The sequence below is a fragment of the Pseudorhodobacter wandonensis genome, from assembly GCF_001202035.1.
GTDB classification, from domain to species: domain Bacteria; phylum Pseudomonadota; class Alphaproteobacteria; order Rhodobacterales; family Rhodobacteraceae; genus Pseudorhodobacter; species Pseudorhodobacter wandonensis.
This window is the reverse complement of record NZ_LGHT01000004.1, coordinates 60,288-78,159: the sequence shown is the minus strand read 5'-3', so window position 1 is coordinate 78,159 and position 17,872 is coordinate 60,288. Positions and strand designations below refer to the sequence as shown.

Below are 17,872 nucleotides of genomic sequence, written 5' to 3'. Positions count from 1 at the left end.
GCAAATCAAGGGCTTGCCTTTGGGGGCGGGGCGCAGGATTATCGGCCTATCCATGTATGAGGTAGCCAGTGCTCGCGCGTATTATCGAAGGGATTGACCGCCGTTGGCAGGCCTATGCGGCGCGCAGGCGTGTGGCGCGTAGCACGGTGCTGGTGCATGGGGCTGGCCGTGTCGATCTGGCCGAGGGTGAGGTGGGCGTGGTCTGCCTGATGCGCGATGCGGCCTATTTTGTCGGGCCGTTCATTGCCCATCATCGCGCGCTGGGTGTCCGCCATATTGTCATCATTGATAACGGGTCACGCGACGATACGGTGACGATTGCTGCCGGTTTTGACGGTGTAACCGTTTTGCGCAATACCTTGCCCGCCAAGCGCTATGAGGTGTTATTACGCAATCAGGCCGCGCGGGTGTTTCGCGGGGGGTGGGTGCTGTTTGCCGATGGGGATGAGATGTTCGAGCTGCCTTTGGGCGGCACATTGGCGCAACTGACCGCCTATCTGAATGCGCGCGGGTTCAGCGCGATGGTGGCGCAGATGCTCGATCTGTTTTCGCCGCGGCCTTATGGGGCGGGCAAAGGGTTGGCCTATGAACAGGCGATTGCCGAGGCTGACCGCTATAGTCTGGGGCAGGTAATGTCTGTGCCCTACCACGACCGCGAACACATCGGTTTTAGCTGGTATCTAGAGGGCAACACCGGTGATGTGGCGCTGAAAATCGGTGGCGTGCGGGCCGAAGTGTTTGGCGAGGCGTGCTTTTTGTCCAAGCATTCGCTGCTGCGCAATAGGTCGGGGGCGCAGTTGATGACGCATCCGCATTGTAGCAGCGGGGTAAAGGTGGCCGATGTGACGGGTCTGTTGCGGCATTATAAGCTGGCGGGCGACTATCTGGCGCGGGATCGGGCCTCGGTGGCGGCCGGGACCTGGGACCATGCCGAGGATGCCAAGCGTTTGGCGGCGGCACAGGGCGGCGATGCCTTTGCCATCAGCCCTGCCACCCCACAGGTTTACCGTGGAACGGCGGCTTTGGTTGACCAAGGGTTTTTGCAAGCCTCCGATGCCTATCGCAGGTTTATCGGGTCAGAGACCTAAGACATCCATCATATCATATTCGCCCGGCTTTTGCCCGATGCCCCAAAGCGCTGCCCGCAACGCGCCACGGGCAAAGATGCTGCGGTCGGTTGCAAGGTGGCGCAGCACGATGCGTTCGCCATCGGCGGCAAAGATCACGTCATGTTCACCCACCACATCGCCGCCACGAATGGCCGCAAAGCCGATGTCGCCACGCTTGCGCGCGCCGGTAATGCCATCGCGGCCGGAATCGCGCACATCTTTTAACGCGACACCGCGCCCTTGCGCTGCGGCCTCGCCCAGCATCAGGGCGGTGCCCGAAGGCGCATCGACCTTCATGCGGTGATGGGCCTCGACGATTTCAATATCCCAATCGGCATCAAGGGCGGCGGCGACTTTTTGGGTCAGGCGGATCAGCAGGTTAACGCCCAGCGACATATTGCCTGCCCGCACAATAACGGCATGGCGGGCAGCAGGGCCGAGTTTGGCAATGTCGGCAGGCTCCATCCCTGTGGTGCCGATAACATGTACCAAACGCGCCTGTGCGGCCAGTGCGGCAAATTCGACTGTCGCAGAGGGGGCGGTGAAATCAATCACAGCCTGGGCCACGGCAAAGGCTGCAAGCGGGTCATCGGTCACGGTGACGCCAAGGGCAGCACCGCCCATCGCCTCGCCAATATCCCGGCCAACCCAGGCATGGCCCGCGCGTTCCACGCAGCCAACCAGCCGTGCCTTATCTGACGCCGTAATCGTGCGGATCAGCATTTGGCCCATGCGGCCCGATGCGCCTGTAATGACAATTCCCGGAAGGTCGGCCATGATCTGTTCCTCTTTGTGTTTGCGCCTGTTTAGCGCGAAGCGGCGCGATGCGCAAAGCCCCATGATGGGCCGCAACATCGCGTGCAACTGCGCGCAGAGGGGCATATTCGGCGGGGGGCGGACAGGGCGTGAAACGCTTTCGGCGAAAACACGCGCGATTCTGGGTGCGGCCCCCGTTGCGGGGAGCGCAATAAGCGCCTATGTGGGGCCTATGGCAAACAAAAGCTTTACCTCGGCCAAGGGGCCAACGCAGCGCCAACTTCGTGTTGGTGAATTGATCCGCCGGATTTTATCCGAGGTGCTTTCGCGTGGCGATGTGCATGACCCGGATTTGAACCGCCTGTATATCACCGTGGGTGAGGTGCAGATGTCGGCTGACTTGCGCGTGGCCACGGTGCATGTGATGCCGCTGGGCGGCAATGATGTCGAAGGCGCGATTGCGCTTTTGGCACGCCATCAAGGCGAGCTGCGCCACCATGTCAGCAAAGGCATGATTATCAAGCATGTGCCCGAGCTGCGCTTTCGCCGCGATATTACCTTTGACCAGCTGGATGAAACCCGCCGTTTGCTGGATGATGAACGGGTGCGCCGCGATGTCGATGCACCGCCTCGCGAAGATGATGACGCTTAGGGCGCTGATTGCGTTTTTGGTTTTGGCAGCGCCTGCCGGTGCCGCCACTTGCCGCGACATGGAATTCGAGACCACGCCCTATACGGTTTGCGAAGTATCGGCCGATCAGGATCTGCGCATTTTTCACGCCGATGCTGCGGGTGCCGTTTTGGGCAGCTTTGGCCGCGTCGATGCGCAGTTGCAGCCCGAAGGCAAAAAGCTGCAATTCGCGATGAATGCGGGGATGTATCACCCTGATCGCGGACCAGTCGGTTTGTTGGTGACGAACGGGCATGAGCAACACCGGATCATCACTGCCGAAGGGCCGGGGAATTTTGGCCTGCTGCCAAATGGCGTGTTCTGCATTCGTGAGGGGCGCTTTGCCGTGATCGAATCGCGCCGGTTCAAGACGCGGCCGCCGTCTTGCCGCTTTGCCACGCAATCGGGGCCGATGCTGGTGATCGATGCCGCGCTTCACCCGCGCTTTTTGCCAGACAGCGACAGCCGCTATATCCGCAACGGGGTTGGGGTCTCGGCCGATGGCAATACGGCCTATTTTGTTGTCTCGGGCCGGGCGGTGAATTTTTATGACTTTGGCCGCCTGTTCAAGGACGGGCTGAAAACCCCCAATGCGCTGTATTTTGATGGCAAGATCAGCAGGCTTTATGCGCCCGAACTGGGGCGTGACGATTTCGGCTTTCAGATGGGGCCGATTGTGGGGCTGGTGGTTGACGGCGAATAGCCTGTCTTGACGCGCCAGCCGACCCGCGTTAGCCAATCGTTTTTTCACCCAAGGGGGCATCATCATGGCACGCAAACGCAAAGGCCGCGCGATTTCGGGCTGGTTGGTGGTGGATAAACCCGCAGGCATCACATCGACCACTGTGGTGAACAAGGTGAAATGGGCGTTTGACGCGCAAAAGGCGGGGCATGCGGGGACGCTCGACCCCGATGCGACAGGCGTTTTGGCGATTGCGCTGGGCGAGGCTACGAAAACCGTGCCCTACATCACGGATGCGTTGAAATGCTACCGCTTTATGGTGCACCTCGGCGTGTCTACGCGTACCGATGACGCCGAGGGCGAGGTTATTGAGACACGCGCGCTGCGCCCCACGGATGATGAGATCGCAGCGGCGCTGGCCGCGTTTCGTGGCAATATCATGCAGGTGCCGCCCCAGTTTTCAGCCGTAAAGGTTGATGGCGAACGTGCCTATGACATTGCGCGCGGTGGCGGCGAGATGGACCTTGTGGCGCGGCCTTTGTGGGTGGAAAGCCTGGAGGTGATTTCGCGCCCCGATGCCGACCATGTCGAGTTGGAGATGGTTTGCGGCAAGGGCGGCTATGTGCGGTCTGTCGCGCGCGATCTGGGCGAGGCTTTGGGCTGTCTTGGGCATGTGCAATGGCTGCGGCGTACATGGTCGGGGCCGTTTGACGCGACGCAAGGCGTGACGCTGGAAAAGATTGACGAACTGGCCAAGACCGATGCGCTGGATGCGCTTCTTTTGCCGCTGGAAATCGGGTTGGCCGATTTGCCCGAATTGCCAACAACGCCCGAAGGCGCGACACGGATGAAACACGGCAATCCCGGCATGGTTCTGGCGTCAAACGCCGAATATGGTGATGAGGCCTGGGCCAGTTACCTGGGCCGCGCGGTGGCTGTTGGCGTCTATATGGCAGGCGAATTGCACCCGTCGCGCGTGTTCAACGACTGACGGGGGGCCGCCTGTCGGGGCATCGAACCCCGCCATGCGGGTGGCCAAGCCACACCCCCGGCTTGAACCGCAGGGCCGTTAACCAAGTCTTAAGATTTTGGCCGGATTGTACCGTCAATTGCTGGCGATAAGACGCAGATGATGAAATCATGGCCGATAGTCGCCCAATCGTAACGGTTACTTAATCCAAGCCGCGTTTAACTGTTGCAGCACTTTACAGGGCATTTGCACGGGGGCAGTCGCCATGCTGGGACTATTGGGTATTTTCGGCGCGCTTTTCGCGGGCATCATGGCGGATGGCGTTGTGGCAAACATGGCGAAAGCAAGCTCTGACGCTGGCTCTGACGATGGGGGGGCTTTGGATGCCGAGCAGGACGATCAGGCCCCCGAAAGCACGGATGCGCCAAGCGTGGATCTGCTTGCTTTGGCCAGCAACGATGCCGGTCCGGTAACCGAAGATGAATTGGATATTTCAAATACCGATTCTACTGATACCCCGCCGCCCCCTGAGGCAGACCAGTTGATTTCGGGCGAAAGCAGCGACGACATTCTGACGGGGAATGGCGGTGCAGATACCATAACTGGCGGCGATGGTGTTGACCTGTTGGGGGGGCGCGGCGGCGATGATCTGATCAGCGGCGAAAACGGCGGGGATTATATCGACGGTGGCGCCGGCAACGATACGTTGCTTGGCGGTGCCGACGATGATGTCGAGCAAGGCAATGACGGCGATGATTTGCTGATGGGCGGCACAGGCAACGATTCTCTGGCCGGTCATATGGATGACGATTGCCTGAAAGGCGAGGAGGGCGACGATACTTTGCTGGGCGGATCGGGCGACGATACGCTAGAGGGTGGCGATGGCGCCGATTGGCTTTCTGGCGGGTATGGCGATGACGTGCTGTCTGGCGGCAGTGGCGCGGATACGCTGGATGGTTGTGCGGGCAATGATACGCTATGGGGCTTTGACGACCAAGACGGAACCGACCATGCAGATTTTTTGAATGGCGGCAGCGGTGACGACACGTTGATGATCGGTGCCGATGATTGCGCGCATGGCGGTGAAGGTGCCGATGATTTCGTCATTGGCGACTGGATAGGCAAGGGCGAATTTGCCCATATTTCGGATTATGACCCGAAGGAAGATGATATTTTCGTGCTTTATGATGCCACAACGCACCCGGACCCGCAGATCGAACTGATCACCATGGAAGGTTCGGGCGATGCGACTGTGGTGCTGGATGGCATTCCGCTGGCGGTCATTGCCAATGGTGCGGGGCTGTCGCTGGATGCGCTTACGCTGATGCCGTCGAGCAATTTCTAGCACGCCGCGCGATTTTTCCGAACCCGGCAGTGCTGCTTTGAAACCGGCATTTCCGGTGCCTTCTACATTAAGGTTGGTCCGAAAGGCTGTTACCTTTTTGAAAGAACGGCAAGAACGCTGCAAGCACCGCCTTGGGGTTTTCTTCCATCACGAAATGCCCGCTGTCACAGGCCTCGGCCGAGACTTGCGTGGCCCAGTTGCGCCACAACCCAACGGGGTCGCCTGTGTGGGCCGGAAAGCCGTGATGCCCATACAGAAAATGCAGCGGCGCAGAAATGCGGTTGCCCGCCGCACGATCTGTCTCATCATGGCGGCGGTCGGTTGTGGCACCTGCGCGATAGTCGGCACACATGGCATGGATGCGCGCGGGGTCACGGGCCTGCTGACGGTAGCTTTCCAAGGCATCCTCGGCAAAGGTTGTCAGTGAATGCTGCTTGACCCAAGAGGCCAGTGTCCATTCCACATAACCCACCGGATCAGCGTTAATCATCCGTTCGGGCAATGGCGCGGGCTGTGCCAGAAACGTCCAATGATAGGCCGCCATCGCCAATTCGGCGCCCCAAGCGGCCCAATACTCGGCCGTTGGTGCAATCTCGATAATCCCCAACCGCGTCACCCGCGCCGGATGGTCCAACGCAAGGCGATAGCCGACCCGCGCGCCCCGATCATGGCCCAAAACCATAGCGCTTTGCAAACCCAGCGCATCCATCAAGCCGACAATATCGCGCGCCATAACCCGCTTGGAATAGGCATCATGCCCGGCATCATCGGGCGGTGCGTCGCTTTGCCCATAACCGCGTAAGTCTAGAATAACCACCTGAAATTCCTTGGCAAATTCTGGTGCGACCCGCGCCCAACACATGCCGTTTTGTGGATAGCCATGCAGGCAGATCAGCGTGGGCATCTGGCCCGAAATCTGCCCCGAAACCTGGACCGAAAGCGTAACCTCGCCGCAGTCAATCCGCCTCCGCGTGAACCCGGCAATCTCTGGCATCACTCACTCCCACAGCTCGGGCTGTCGATCATAGCCGATGTACAAAGGGTGCTTCGGTTGCCCCGCTTTGGTCAAGCCCAGTTGAAACAAGCTCTGCCCGGTTCCGCGCAACACCCGCTCTACCGCGGCCCCACGGTTCAAATGCGCTCCGTGGCTGCCCCAAGCGCAAACAACCTTATCCGCCCAATCCGCCGCTGCCAGAATCGCGGCATCATTGGCCGCGCCAACCGGATCACCCTGCGCCCGCATCACCCGAGGGTCGGTCGCGCGAAACGCAAAAATATTCACCACCCGAAATGCACCAAACCCCAAGGCCCGCGCCCGCCGTTCACAACGCTCGACCGTCGGGTCATTCTGCACCTCGGTCGCCGTCGAAGGGTTCAGCATCACAAAAGCAACCTTTCCCCCAGCAGCGTCCCATACCCGCGTCAAAGCATAGCGATAGGCCTCACAATCCGAATATTCGGCAACACTTTCGGCATCACCTTTGGTGAAACGTTTAACAATCATCCAGCGCTTCCTTTCTTCCCCCCATCATCTATTCAAAAATATCTCGGGGAAAGGGTTTTTGCGCCTTGCAAAAACCCTTGGGGCAGCGCCCCCTTCTTACCAATCAGGCTTATGCCGAAGGCATTCCGCTTATCAAGCAAAAGGCCCCGGCGTTTCCACCGGGGCCTCTGCTTTTTCAACCTAGTCAGATCAACCTTCGGCAGGGGCCTCGGTGATCTCAGCGCCGGTTTCTTGGTCAACCATCTTCATGCCAAGGCGAACCTTGCCGCGATCGTCAAAGCCAAGCAGTTTTACTTTCACTTCCTGACCTTCTTTCAGCGCCTCATTCGGGTGCTGCAAACGCTTGTTGGCGATTTGGGACACGTGGACCAAACCGTCACGCTTGCCAAAGAAGTTCACGAAGGCGCCGAAATCGACCAGTTTTACAACCTTGCCGGTGTAGATTTTGCCTTCTTCCGGCTCGGCCACGATCGACCAGATCATGTCATAGGCTTTCTTGATTGCATCCGCGTTGTTCGACGCGATTTTGATCACGCCGTCATCGTTGATATCAACCTTGGCACCCGACACTTCAACGATCTCACGGATCACCTTGCCGCCCGAACCGATCACTTCACGGATCTTATCGGTTGGTACAGTCATGGTTTCGATCTTTGGCGCATAGGCCGAGAACGCCTGCGCCGAAGTCAGCGCTTTGCCCATTTCGCCAAGGATGTGCATCCGGCCGTCTTTGGCCTGTGCAAGTGCCTTTTCCATGATTGCGGGCGTGATACCTGCAACTTTGATGTCCATCTGCAAGGATGTGATGCCGTTTTCAGTACCTGCAACCTTGAAATCCATGTCGCCAAGGTGGTCTTCGTCACCCAGGATGTCGGAGAGGATCGCGAACTTGCCATCTTCTTCCAGGATCAAGCCCATGGCAACGCCTGCAACCGGTGCTTTCAAAGGAACGCCTGCATCCATCATCGACAAAGAGCCACCGCAAACCGATGCCATCGAGCTGGAGCCGTTCGATTCCGTGATCTCGGACACAACGCGGATGGTGTAAGGGAAGTCGGTTGCAGCAGGCAAAACAGCCTGAAGCGCGCGCCATGCCAGCTTGCCGTGACCGATTTCGCGACGGCCGGGGGGGCCGAAACGACCCACTTCACCCACCGAGTAGGGAGGGAAGTTATAATGCAGCAAGAAGTTCGATTTCGACGTACCGGTCAGCGCGTCGATGAACTGCTCATCCTCGCCTGTGCCCAGTGTGGTCACAACCAGACCTTGGGTTTCGCCACGGGTAAACAGCGCCGAACCGTGGGTCCGTGGCAGAATACCGGTTTCCGAGATGATCGGGCGGATGGTGGTGGTATCGCGGCCATCAATACGGGGCGAACCGTTGATGATGTCGCCACGCAGCACGCTTGCTTCCAGCTTTTTGATCGCCGAACCAAGGTTTTCGTCTGCTTGGTCTTCTTCGGAAATCGCGGCTTTGATCGCGTCAACAGCGGCGGAAATCGCAGCGGTACGCTCTTGCTTGTCGCGGATTGCGAAAGCGGCGCGCATTTGGGTTTCACCAGCCGATTTTACGCGGGCATACAGGTCCGAGTAGTCTGGCGGGGTGAAAGCAAAGGGCTCTTTCGCGCAATCTTCGGCGAAATCAACGATCAGGTCGATGACAGGCTGAATGCTGTCATGCGCGAATTTCACCGCGCCCAGCATTTCCTCTTCGGAAAGCTCATAAGCCTCGGATTCAACCATCATCACGGCGTCTTTGGTGCCTGCTACAACCAGATCGAGGCGCTGCTCGGGGTTGTTGCGCAGGGTCATCATGTCGTCGCAAGACGGGTTCAGAACGTATTTGCCATCAACAAAACCAACGCGGGCACCAGCGATCGGGCCCATGAACGGCGCGCCCGAGATTGTCAGCGCAGCCGAGGCGGCGATCATCGCCAGCACGTCAGGCTCGTTTTCAAGGTCGTGCGACAACACGGTCACAATCACCAGAACTTCGTTTTTAAAGCCATCAACGAACAGCGGGCGGATCGGACGGTCGATCAGGCGCGATGTCAGGGTTTCTTTTTCCGAAGGCCGCGCTTCGCGCTTGAAGAAGCCACCCGGAACTTTACCAGCAGCGTAGTAACGCTCTTGGTAGTGAACTGTCAGAGGAAAGAAGTCCTGGCCCGGCTTTTGCGCTTTGGCAAAGGTCACGTTGGCCATGACCGAAGTTTCGCCCAATGTGGCGATGACCGAACCGTCGGCCTGACGGGCAACCTTGCCGGTTTCCAGCGTCAGCGTTTCACCGCCCCATTCGATCGATTTTTTAGTTACGTTAAACATTCATCGTTTCCTATATAGAGGCATCCCGGCGTTCCGGGCCCCCCGTTACATAGCGGCCCCATTGCCGCCGCCCCCCATCCTTTGCATGCGGCCGGGGGCAGGCCTCACGTCACAGATGTGTGGCCCTTACAGGAAAATAAGGGGTTTGGGAAGGGGTGGGGCAGGGGGGCGTTGCGGAGGCAACTGCCTTTGATGCAGGATTGACCGATGACGGCTGGGGATATCAAAGCAAAGGCTTGGGCGTTCAACAAACGGTGGTTATGGCAATTGTTATGTTTGGCGCACCGGATATGATGGTTCCTGCGGACTTGGATAATGAGAAGTTAGGATTTAGGCGATGCAAGTGAGATGTGATTGTGGGGCTTTTCAAGCCGAGTTGACAAATTTTCCGAACCACACCCCAGGCCGCCTTATGTGCTATTGCAGCGATTGTCAGCGCTATCTGGAAAAGTTGGGTCGGCAGGATCTACTCGATGCCTTTGGCGGGACTGAGGTCATCCCCGTGTACCCGAGCGAGATTAGAATTATCAAAGGTCAAGAACAGTTGGTCTGCAACCAGCTAAGCCCCGATGGGCTGTTTCGCTGGTCTACGCGCTGCTGCAATGCGCCAGTCGGAAATATTCGGGCCAAGTTCCCTTGGTTTGGCATTCTCTGCAATGCCTACCTAGCAGCTGACCCTGATTGCCTGGAGCGATTGGGTCCTGTGCGCAGCCGGATTTACGGCCGTGATGCAAAAGGCGCGCCGCCTTTTCACATTTCCCAAAAGATTGGCTTCAAGGATATGCTGACTGTGCTGCCTTTTCTGGTTCGGGGTGGGTTCGGCGGCAAATCCAAGAACTCTCCCTTTTTCAAGGCAGATAATGTCTCGCCAATTGTCCCGCCTCGGCTGCTCTGACGCGGCCGAAGCCTGCTAGTCGCAGTGGGCAATAAACGCACGATTGTTGGAACGCGCTGTGACGGGTCTTTTTTGTCGCCAACAGCCCCCCACCAAACCAAAACGCCCGCAGCTTGCGCTACGGGCGTTTGGCATCCGAGAACGGATAAAATTAGCGGCGGATGCCCAAGCGGGTGATCAGCGACTGGTAACGCTCTTCGTTTTTGCCTTTGACGTAGTCCAGCAGCTTGCGGCGCTGTGCAACCATCATCAACAAACCACGACGCGAGTGGTTGTCTTTTTTGTGGTCTTTGAAATGCTCGGTCAGGGTCGCGATGCGCGAGGACAGAATAGCAACCTGTACTTCGGGCGAACCGGTGTCACCTGCTTTGGTGGCATATTCTTTGATCAGTTGGGCTTTTAGTTCTGGCGTAATCGACATCGGGTTCTCCATAGTTGAATGTGACGGCACGTGCCGGGATGTCGTCCAGCAAGGCCCTTGATGCCCCGACATGGTCGGGATCGAGCGCGTATAAGGGGATTCTGTGTAAAAGGAAAGCATCAAGTTGCAGGCGGCAAGCGGGGCGGCAAAAGCAGGCGCAGGGCCGAAAAAATTTAGACGGAAAGTTTAGCTAGTTACGTATCACTTGGAATTGAACGCGCGTGATAAGGGAAAACCTATGACCTACCAACAAACTGCCAAATGGCTGGTGATGGCCGCAGCACTTGCTGTGCCAAGCCTTGCCTTCGCCCATTCCGAGGCCGAAGAACTGCAAGAGATCACGGCGTTTTTCGCAGGCGCCCAGCTGGTCGAGGCCCCGAAAATCGTCGATTGCACGCTGTCGGCGGGTACCAAAACGCGCTGCTTTTCGGTGACGGTAAAGGCCGAACCGACCAGCTATGCCCCCGGCCCGTGGTGCCCGACCAACATTGCCGATGGCGCCGACAAGGCAGGCATCTGGTTGGATGGTGGCAAGGTTTTCGCTGCCGATGGGGCCTTTATGGAAAAGCTGGCCGAGTTTTATGAGGATAAAGGCTGGAGCGTGTTCGACCCAGAAACCGGCAAGATCAACGTGACGGATAGTCTTGAGGCCTGTTTGGCGGCGGCCCGCCCCGATGTTGACCCGAAGTACAATAATTACTGCGTGCAATGCCTGCCCGAATACATTGCCGAAGATGTCACGCAAACCTACGTGATCCCGATTGACCCGCAGCCGTTGATCATAGGCCGCGACATCCGTTTTATCGGGTCAGGGATTGCGGCAAATGGGGTGCGGCTGGATGCGCCCGCACCGGTTGACGCGATTTTGGGCGCGCACACGATTGCGCCGTTTGACAAATGCGGTGGCCATGTGAATCCGCATGAAGGCTATCACTATCACGCTGTAACCGATTGTCTGGAAACGCCCGTCGGCGCAGAGCCGCAGCAGATCGGCATCGCGATGGATGGCTATGCCATCTTGACCCATCTTTTGGCCGATGGCACCGCGCCCGAGGGGCTTGATCGTTGCAATGGTCATGAAGGCGAGGGGCTGGGCTATCACTATCACGCAGGCGAAGTTGGCGCGAACGCGATCCTTGGCTGTCTGAGTGCCGAATTTGGTTGCCATTCGGATGACCCGACGGCGGTATGCGATGCCTCGGCCCCGCCGCCCCGCCCCTGAACAATTGCCCCACTCGGTCTTGTCTGGCGTCAAGACCGAAGTGGCCGATGTTGCAAACACCAATCAGGCCCTTATTCGTTGCGAAAAAGGGGCAAAAGCTGTACCGTTTTCTATGTGCAGTTTCTTATGTGTTGAATGCAGTAACCGAACCCATTCACGATTTCGATTGGAGGTTAAAGTGTTTCGTCAAATTGGTTTTTCGATTGTTGTCTTCCTTTTCGCGTCGCCCCTTTTCGCCCAAGAGTGGAACCAGCTTGCCTATTACCTTGCCTATATTGGCCCCGAGGATATGCGCTCATCCAAAGGCCAGCCGGTGACGTCTCTTGGCGGGGTACTTCAACAAGACCGTGCCAACGTCCACAGATTCGGCATTCGCCACGCCCAAGATGACTATGACCCGATCTTTGCCAATCAGGCCTTGCGGGCCCGCATTCCGCAAATGGTGGCAGCAGGGGGCAACCAAAACGGCAGCTTTGCCAGCATGGCGCGCAATGGCCAGCCGTTCTTGGTGAATGTGTTTGTATGTGGCTATGGCCGTACGCCTTCGGTCATCTATTTGGCCGGCGCGGGCGAGGACCACTCGGGCTGTTACTAAGGCGGCTGCGGGCAGGCCCAATAAAGAAAGGCCCCAAGGATGCTTGGGGCCTTTTGTCAGTATCGGCGCAGATTACTTCGGCGCTTTGGCATAACGCAGGTAGGGCAGCTTGATGTCCAGCGCGCCGAATTTTTCCTCGGCAGCTTTGTTGTCGAGGGATAGTGCGACGATAACATCCTCGCCCGGGACCCAGTTTGCCGGGGTGGCGATTGGCACGCCATCGGTGGCCTGCACAGCATCAAGCGCGCGCAGAATTTCGGCAAAGTTGCGGCCGACGCTCATTGGATAGGTCATGGTCAGGCGGACTTTTTTATCCGGCCCGATGATATAGACACTGCGCACGGTTGCGGTGTTGGCAGGCGTGCGGTTTGCTTCGGGCAAGTAAAATTCGGCGGGCAGCATGTCGAACGCTTTGGAAACGGTCAGCGAGGTGTCATCGATGATCGGGAAATCGGCAGGCGCACCGGCAAAGGCGGCAATGTCGTTTTTCCATTTCACATGCTCTTCAACCGAATCGACCGAGACGCCCATCACCTTGGTTTTGCGCTTGGCAAACTCGGGTGCCAATTGTGCGACGGCACCAAATTCAGTTGTGCAGACCGGCGTAAAATCGCGCGGGTGGCTAAAGATGATCGCATAGCTGTCACCGACCCAGTCGTGAAACTTGATCTGGCCTGCGGTGCTGTCAGCCGTGAAGTCGGGGGCTACGTCGTTGATCCGTACAGACATTGCTGTCTCCTCTTTGGTTAGCGTTGCCTATGACATATGCGAGGCCGCGCATGTTTGCACCCCCCTGCGACAGTGTGGCCGCAAAAAGAAACGGTCTTCTGCGATGTCACGCAGCGCCAAACCAAATTCCCACCGTGACTGCCCTTGCAGGTCGCCCGTTCCGGTGCCAGTTTGATGGAAAGCAAATCCCGGAGGCTTAAATGCTCGATAAACGTAAATTTTATATCAACGGCCAGTGGGTCATGCCCAGCAGCCCCCGCGACTGCGACGTGATCAACCCTTCGAATGAAGATGTTTGCGCGGTCATTTCCTTGGGGTCCGAGGCCGATACCAACGCCGCCGTTGCTGCCGCAAAAGCCGCCTTTGACAGTTGGTCGGTAACGCCACCTGCCGAGCGCCGCGCCGTTGTGGCGGGCATTCTGGAACAGTTCAAAGCGCGGGCCGGGGAAATGGCCCAGGCGATCAGCATCGAGATGGGTGCGCCGATTGATATGGCGCTGACCGATCAAGCGGCCTGCCTGCCGTGGCATCTGGAAAACTTTTTGACCGCCTTTGACGAAATGGAATGGATCCGCCCGCTTGGCCCCCACGCACCCAATGACCGTATCGCGATGGAGCCGATTGGCGTTGTTGGCCTGATCACACCGTGGAACTGGCCGATGAACCAGGTGACGCTAAAGGTTATTCCTGCGCTGCTTGCAGGCTGTACCTGCGTGCTGAAACCATCCGAGGAAAGCCCTTTGTCCTCGATGCTGTTTGCCGAGTTTTGCCATGACGCAGGCGTGCCTGCGGGGGTGTTCAACCTTGTGAATGGTGACGGCATGGGCGTTGGCTCGCAGCTGTCCAAGCATCCGGATATCGAGATGATTTCCTTTACCGGTTCAACCCGCGCAGGCCGTGCAATTTCGATTGCGGCGGCGGAAACGATGAAACGGGTGACGCTGGAACTGGGCGGCAAGGGTGCGAACCTGATATTCGCCGATGCCGATGACAAAGCCGTAAAACGCGGCGTGCTGCATATGATGAATAACTCGGGCCAATCGTGCAACGCGCCCAGCCGGATGTTGGTAGAACGCAGCATCTATGACAAAGCGGTCGAAGTTGCCGCCGAAGTTGCCAGCAGCATCAAGGTTGGCCCCGCATCCGAGGAAGGCCGCCATATCGGCCCCGTGGTCAACCGCCGCCAGTGGGACCAGATTCAGGGCTATATCCAGAAAGGCATTGATGAAGGCGCGCGGCTGGTGGCCGGCGGGCCGGGCCTGCCCGAAGGCATGAACAAGGGCTTTTATGTGCGCCCGACCGTGTTTGCCGATGTCGTACCCGGCATGACGATCGAGCGTGAAGAGATTTTTGGCCCTGTGCTGTCGATCATTCCGTTTGATACCGAAGAAGACGCGGTGCGCATTGCCAATGACACGCCTTATGGGTTGACCAACTATGTTCAATCCGGCGACGGCGTGCGTCGTAACCGCCTTGCCCGCCGCTTGCGGTCAGGGATGGTGGAAATGAACGGCAAGTCGCGCGGCGCGGGTTCGCCCTTTGGCGGGGTGAAAGCCTCGGGGAGGGCGCGCGAAGGCGGGCATTGGGGGCTGGAAGAGTTCCTGGAAGCCAAAGCGATTTCGGGCTGGGATTCGGGCGCCGAGTAAGGCTTGGCAGTGTAAGCAGGCAGCCATCGAAGCGGGCATCGAGCCCCCTTCGATGGCGCTGACGCGTCTTATTTTGAAATATCGGGATTGATTGGTGGGGGTGCGGCCCTTGGACGTACTTTATGGTTTGCCACAAGGTAATGTTGGTGCCCGCCGACCCTGAAAATGCGGTACTACCGATCTGTTATGGCTTTCGTATTCTGCCTGCACGCGGCCGGAATTGCCTTTGAGAATCAACCTTTAGACCCACCTGCCAGCAGCATGGTAATTCAAAAAATTATATATGTTTTTGTATTTTCTATGAAATATTTTTGGTTCCTGCCGTTTGGATTGACCTAGATCAAGACACCCCTTTGATGCTTCTGCGAAGAACGCCCCATGAAAACCATGTGGTCCCATATCGGAGCAATTCTCCTTTGCGTTTGCGTCAGCCTCTACAGTGGCGCACTGAATGCTGCTGCGCCGATGGGATCTGGCCTGATGGAAATGGTGATTTGCGCCGATGGTGGCGCCAAGACGATCACCGTGGATGCGAATGGCCAGCCGGTTTCGCCTTCTGCCGCTTGCTGCGATTGCTTGGTCTGCAATGCGCCGACCACAGTTTTCCCAAGCGCCGCGTTCGAATTTGGCGTGGCCCCAAGCCAGTTTAGCAAACTGACGGTTTTGGCGCTGCACCAAACCCCTGCACCCATCATCATATCCCGCCCGCAAGCGCGGGGCCCCCCGCCTGCAAGCAATGTATACGGTGTTCGCACCGCGCCGCGCTGTGGGCTGGCCACCAAGGACACCACAGTATGACACGTACTCAAACCTGTATCCGAATCTTCTTTGGGTTCCTTGTAGCGCTGTTCTTTGCGCTTCCTGCCTCGGCCGAGTCGGTTTTGGCCAAACTGCTGCCAACGATTGTCGCGGGCGATGTGGTTGAGGGGGCAGATGCCTTTGGTCCCATTCGCGCCGATACACCGGTTGCCCCCGTTCTAAAGCAGGGTGCGCAGATCGGTTGGGCCTATGTCACGTCGGATTTCGTTTCGACGACGGGCTATTCGGGCAAGCCCATTCACACGATGGTCGCACTGGACGATGCGGCGCATATCATCGGTGTGCAGCTTATCAAACATTCCGAGCCGATTGTGTTGATCGGTATTCCCGACAGCAAAGTTAAGGCGTTGGTTGCCAAATACCGTGGCCTCGATCTGGTGGCCGAGGCCGAGGCCGGCGGTACCGGGCACAAGCTGGATATTATTTCGGGTGCCACGGTGACGATCATGGTGATCGATGATTCGATCACGCGGTCGGGGATCAAGGTCGCGCGGGAATTGGGCCTGGGCGGTTTGGCCGTGGCCGATGCCCCCACCGGCCCGCAGTTTGAGATTAACCCCGAGGCAGCCGCGCCAAGCGATTGGTTGACGCTGGAAGGTGATGGCACCCTGCGCCGTTTGTCGCTGGATGTCGGCCAGATTAACGCGGCCTTTGCTGCGATGGAAGACCCGCGCGCAGGCCAACGCCCGCTGGAAGAAGCACCGGAAACCACCTTTATCGAAATGCAGGCGGCCCTTGTGTCGCCCCCCGGTATCGCAAAGTCGATTCTGGGCGAGGCCGAGGCCGCGAACCTTGCCGCTTGGTTGAAACCGGGCGATCAGGCGGTCGCGATTGTCGGGCGGGGGCTTTATTCGTTCAAAGGCTCGGGCTATGTGCGTGGCGGCATTTTTGACCGGATTGTTCTGATACAGGACGATGTCTCTGTGCGTTTCCGCGACAAGATGCACCGCCGTATCAACACGATCGAGGCCGAAGGTGTCCCGGTGTTTGCCGAGGCGGATCTGTTCAAGATTCCGGCTGAAACCGGCTTTGACCCAACCAAGCCTTTCCGCATTCAACTGTTGGTTCACCGCGATGTCGGTGCGATTGAAAAGGTGTTTACCACTTTTGATCTGGGGTATCAGTTGCCCAGCCAGTACCTGCGCGCCATCGCCCCGCCACCCGCAGCCGAAGTGCCCGCTGCTGTGGCCGACGTGACCACGCAATCCGAACAATCGGCGCAGCAAGCGTTGTGGCAGCGGATCTGGCAAGGCAAGAAAGTTGAAATTGCCGTGTTGGGTACAATGCTGGCCGTATTGACGCTGGTGTTCTTTTTCCAAGGCATTGCCACCCGTAACGCCCGCGCCTTTTACTGGTTCCGCATCGGGTTTCTGACGGTCACACTGGTGTTTCTTGGCTGGTATGCGAATGCGCAGCTGTCGGTGGTGAACCTGATGGCACTGTTCGGGGCCTTGATAAACGGCTTTAGCTGGCAGGCGTTCTTGCTTGATCCGCTGACGTTCATCCTGTGGTTCTCGGTCGCGGCGGCCCTGCTGTTTTGGGGGCGCGGGGCCTATTGCGGCTGGCTTTGCCCCTTTGGCGCGCTGCAAGAATTGCTGGCCCAGATCGCCAAGGCGCTGCACATCCCGCAATGGACCCTGCCTTGGGGCCTGCATGAACGGTTGTGGCCGCTGAAATACATGATCTTTCTGGGCCTGTTCGGCGTGTCTTTGATGAGCATCGAACAAGCCGAGCATCTGGCCGAGGTTGAGCCGTTCAAAACCGCGATCATCCTGAAATTTGTGCGCGCCTGGCCGTTCGTGGCCTATGTTGCCGCGCTGTTGATTGCGGGTCTGTTCGTGGAACGGTTCTATTGCCGCTATCTTTGCCCCTTGGGCGCGGCACTGGCCATTCCGGCGCGTCTGCGGATGTTTGACTGGCTGAAACGCTACAAGGAATGCGGCAACCCGTGCCAGACATGCGCCAACCAATGCCCAGTTCAGGCCATCCACCCCACGGGTGAGATTAACCCGAACGAGTGCGTGAACTGCCTGCATTGCCAGGTGTTGTACCAGTCGAAAACCACCTGCCCTGTTGTGATCAAAAAACTGAAACGGCGCGAGAAAGTGGGCGATGTGCCCGATCTTGGCCTCGTTTCCGATCGTGGCTTTATGGGGCATCCTAACCAATTGAAACCGAAGACTTGAA

Annotated in this window: 17 protein-coding genes; 11 read left to right on the top strand and 6 right to left on the bottom strand. The window is 58.1% G+C overall.

The features are described 5' to 3' along the window. The first annotated feature begins 68 nt into the window (after window positions 1-68). Window positions 69-1,088, top strand: a complete 1,020-nt coding sequence (locus tag AKU79_RS00495) for a glycosyltransferase family 2 protein (RefSeq protein ID WP_050521629.1) — start codon at window positions 69-71, stop codon at window positions 1,086-1,088. On the opposite strand, the gene dapB is transcribed toward AKU79_RS00495, so the two are convergent. After that, window positions 1,077-1,886 carry a 4-hydroxy-tetrahydrodipicolinate reductase gene (gene dapB / locus AKU79_RS00490; protein WP_050521628.1) on the bottom strand — a complete coding sequence of 270 codons (810 nt, stop codon included), beginning with the start codon at window positions 1,884-1,886 and terminating at the stop codon, window positions 1,077-1,079. The genes AKU79_RS00495 and dapB overlap by 12 nt on opposite strands. A gap of 211 nt (window positions 1,887-2,097) precedes the next feature. Here dapB and rbfA point away from each other — a divergent pair, with 211 nt between their 5' ends. From rbfA to AKU79_RS00470, 4 genes are all read left to right on the top strand, one after another. Continuing rightward, a complete protein-coding gene (gene rbfA, locus AKU79_RS00485) occupies window positions 2,098-2,517 on the top strand; it encodes a 30S ribosome-binding factor RbfA (RefSeq protein ID WP_050521718.1) in 420 nt (139 codons plus the stop codon). Then, the gene (locus AKU79_RS00480) at window positions 2,504-3,238 is read left to right on the top strand and encodes a phosphodiester glycosidase family protein (protein ID WP_082223861.1); all 735 of its coding nucleotides are present in this window, start codon (window positions 2,504-2,506) and stop codon (window positions 3,236-3,238) included. The genes rbfA and AKU79_RS00480 overlap by 14 nt, the downstream gene beginning before the upstream one ends. Window positions 3,239-3,302: 64 nt before the next feature. Continuing rightward, on the top strand, window positions 3,303-4,208 hold the full coding sequence (gene truB, locus AKU79_RS00475) for a tRNA pseudouridine(55) synthase TruB (RefSeq protein ID WP_050521627.1): 906 nt from the start codon (window positions 3,303-3,305) through the stop codon (window positions 4,206-4,208). Between the two features lie 244 nt (window positions 4,209-4,452). Continuing rightward, the gene (locus tag AKU79_RS00470; RefSeq protein WP_050521626.1) at window positions 4,453-5,532 is read left to right on the top strand and encodes a calcium-binding protein; all 1,080 of its coding nucleotides are present in this window, start codon (window positions 4,453-4,455) and stop codon (window positions 5,530-5,532) included. 67 nt (window positions 5,533-5,599) lie between these two features. Here AKU79_RS00470 and AKU79_RS00465 read toward each other — a convergent pair whose 3' ends face one another. The 3 genes from AKU79_RS00465 to pnp form a co-directional block, all read right to left on the bottom strand. Further along, window positions 5,600-6,526 carry an alpha/beta fold hydrolase gene (locus AKU79_RS00465; RefSeq protein ID WP_050521625.1) on the bottom strand — a complete coding sequence of 309 codons (927 nt, stop codon included), beginning with the start codon at window positions 6,524-6,526 and terminating at the stop codon, window positions 5,600-5,602. A 3-nt stretch (window positions 6,527-6,529) separates the two neighbouring features. After that, window positions 6,530-7,036, bottom strand: a complete 507-nt coding sequence (locus AKU79_RS00460) for a DUF1643 domain-containing protein (RefSeq protein ID WP_050521624.1) — start codon at window positions 7,034-7,036, stop codon at window positions 6,530-6,532. 189 nt (window positions 7,037-7,225) lie between these two features. Beyond that, window positions 7,226-9,358: a polyribonucleotide nucleotidyltransferase gene (gene pnp / locus AKU79_RS00455; protein WP_050521623.1), complete on the bottom strand. Its 2,133-nt coding sequence runs from the start codon at window positions 9,356-9,358 to the stop codon at window positions 7,226-7,228. 337 nt (window positions 9,359-9,695) lie between these two features. On the opposite strand from pnp, the gene AKU79_RS19970 reads away from it, so the two are divergent. Next, entirely contained in the window at window positions 9,696-10,253 is a 558-nt protein-coding gene (locus tag AKU79_RS19970) for a DUF6151 family protein (protein WP_408002823.1), read from the top strand. Between the two features lie 151 nt (window positions 10,254-10,404). Here AKU79_RS19970 and rpsO read toward each other — a convergent pair whose 3' ends face one another. Continuing rightward, complete coding sequence (gene rpsO / locus AKU79_RS00440) at window positions 10,405-10,674, bottom strand: 30S ribosomal protein S15 (RefSeq protein WP_050521716.1); 270 nt, start codon at window positions 10,672-10,674, stop codon at window positions 10,405-10,407. Between the two features lie 238 nt (window positions 10,675-10,912). Here rpsO and AKU79_RS00435 point away from each other — a divergent pair, with 238 nt between their 5' ends. Together AKU79_RS00435 and AKU79_RS00430 are read left to right on the top strand one after the other, a co-directional pair. Beyond that, window positions 10,913-11,896 (top strand): YHYH protein, encoded by a 984-nt coding sequence (locus AKU79_RS00435; RefSeq protein ID WP_050521620.1) that lies wholly within the window; start codon window positions 10,913-10,915, stop codon window positions 11,894-11,896. 178 nt (window positions 11,897-12,074) lie between these two features. Beyond that, complete coding sequence (locus AKU79_RS00430; protein ID WP_156209357.1) at window positions 12,075-12,491, top strand: hypothetical protein; 417 nt, start codon at window positions 12,075-12,077, stop codon at window positions 12,489-12,491. Window positions 12,492-12,563: 72 nt separating this feature from the next. Here the strand turns inward: AKU79_RS00430 and AKU79_RS00425 are convergent, their stop codons facing one another. Continuing rightward, window positions 12,564-13,220 (bottom strand): peroxiredoxin, encoded by a 657-nt coding sequence (locus AKU79_RS00425; protein ID WP_050521618.1) that lies wholly within the window; start codon window positions 13,218-13,220, stop codon window positions 12,564-12,566. Window positions 13,221-13,420: 200 nt separating this feature from the next. Between AKU79_RS00425 and AKU79_RS00420 the strand changes: the two genes are divergently transcribed. The 3 genes from AKU79_RS00420 (at window position 13,421) to AKU79_RS00410 (ending at window position 17,871) form a co-directional block, all read left to right on the top strand. Further along, window positions 13,421-14,866, top strand: a complete 1,446-nt coding sequence (locus AKU79_RS00420) for an aldehyde dehydrogenase family protein (protein ID WP_050521617.1) — start codon at window positions 13,421-13,423, stop codon at window positions 14,864-14,866. Between the two features lie 378 nt (window positions 14,867-15,244). Beyond that, window positions 15,245-15,664: a hypothetical protein gene (locus AKU79_RS00415; protein ID WP_156209356.1), complete on the top strand. Its 420-nt coding sequence runs from the start codon at window positions 15,245-15,247 to the stop codon at window positions 15,662-15,664. After that, window positions 15,661-17,871, top strand: a complete 2,211-nt coding sequence (locus AKU79_RS00410) for a NosR/NirI family protein (RefSeq protein WP_050521615.1) — start codon at window positions 15,661-15,663, stop codon at window positions 17,869-17,871. Before AKU79_RS00415 ends, AKU79_RS00410 begins: the two co-directional genes overlap by 4 nt. Window position 17,872 lies beyond the last annotated feature (1 nt).

Bases quoted from the DNA above. Each gene is read 5' to 3' on its own strand.
- AKU79_RS00460 (WP_050521624.1), bottom strand. From the start codon at position 7,036: ATGATTGTTAAACGTTTCACCAAAGGTGATGCCGAAAGTGTTGCCGAA.
- truB (WP_050521627.1), top strand. From the start codon at position 3,303: ATGGCACGCAAACGCAAAGGCCGCGCGATTTCGGGCTGGTTGGTGGTG.
- AKU79_RS00420 (WP_050521617.1), top strand. From the start codon at position 13,421: ATGCTCGATAAACGTAAATTTTATATCAACGGCCAGTGGGTCATGCCC.
- AKU79_RS00415 (WP_156209356.1), top strand. From the start codon at position 15,245: ATGAAAACCATGTGGTCCCATATCGGAGCAATTCTCCTTTGCGTTTGC.
- AKU79_RS00410 (WP_050521615.1), top strand. From the start codon at position 15,661: ATGACACGTACTCAAACCTGTATCCGAATCTTCTTTGGGTTCCTTGTA.
- dapB (WP_050521628.1), bottom strand. From the start codon at position 1,886: ATGGCCGACCTTCCGGGAATTGTCATTACAGGCGCATCGGGCCGCATG.
- AKU79_RS00465 (WP_050521625.1), bottom strand. From the start codon at position 6,526: ATGCCAGAGATTGCCGGGTTCACGCGGAGGCGGATTGACTGCGGCGAG.
- AKU79_RS00480 (WP_082223861.1), top strand. From the start codon at position 2,504: ATGATGACGCTTAGGGCGCTGATTGCGTTTTTGGTTTTGGCAGCGCCT.
- AKU79_RS00435 (WP_050521620.1), top strand. From the start codon at position 10,913: ATGACCTACCAACAAACTGCCAAATGGCTGGTGATGGCCGCAGCACTT.
- rpsO (WP_050521716.1), bottom strand. From the start codon at position 10,674: ATGTCGATTACGCCAGAACTAAAAGCCCAACTGATCAAAGAATATGCC.
- AKU79_RS19970 (WP_408002823.1), top strand. From the start codon at position 9,696: ATGCAAGTGAGATGTGATTGTGGGGCTTTTCAAGCCGAGTTGACAAAT.
- pnp (WP_050521623.1), bottom strand. From the start codon at position 9,358: ATGTTTAACGTAACTAAAAAATCGATCGAATGGGGCGGTGAAACGCTG.
- AKU79_RS00470 (WP_050521626.1), top strand. From the start codon at position 4,453: ATGCTGGGACTATTGGGTATTTTCGGCGCGCTTTTCGCGGGCATCATG.
- rbfA (WP_050521718.1), top strand. From the start codon at position 2,098: ATGGCAAACAAAAGCTTTACCTCGGCCAAGGGGCCAACGCAGCGCCAA.
- AKU79_RS00425 (WP_050521618.1), bottom strand. From the start codon at position 13,220: ATGTCTGTACGGATCAACGACGTAGCCCCCGACTTCACGGCTGACAGC.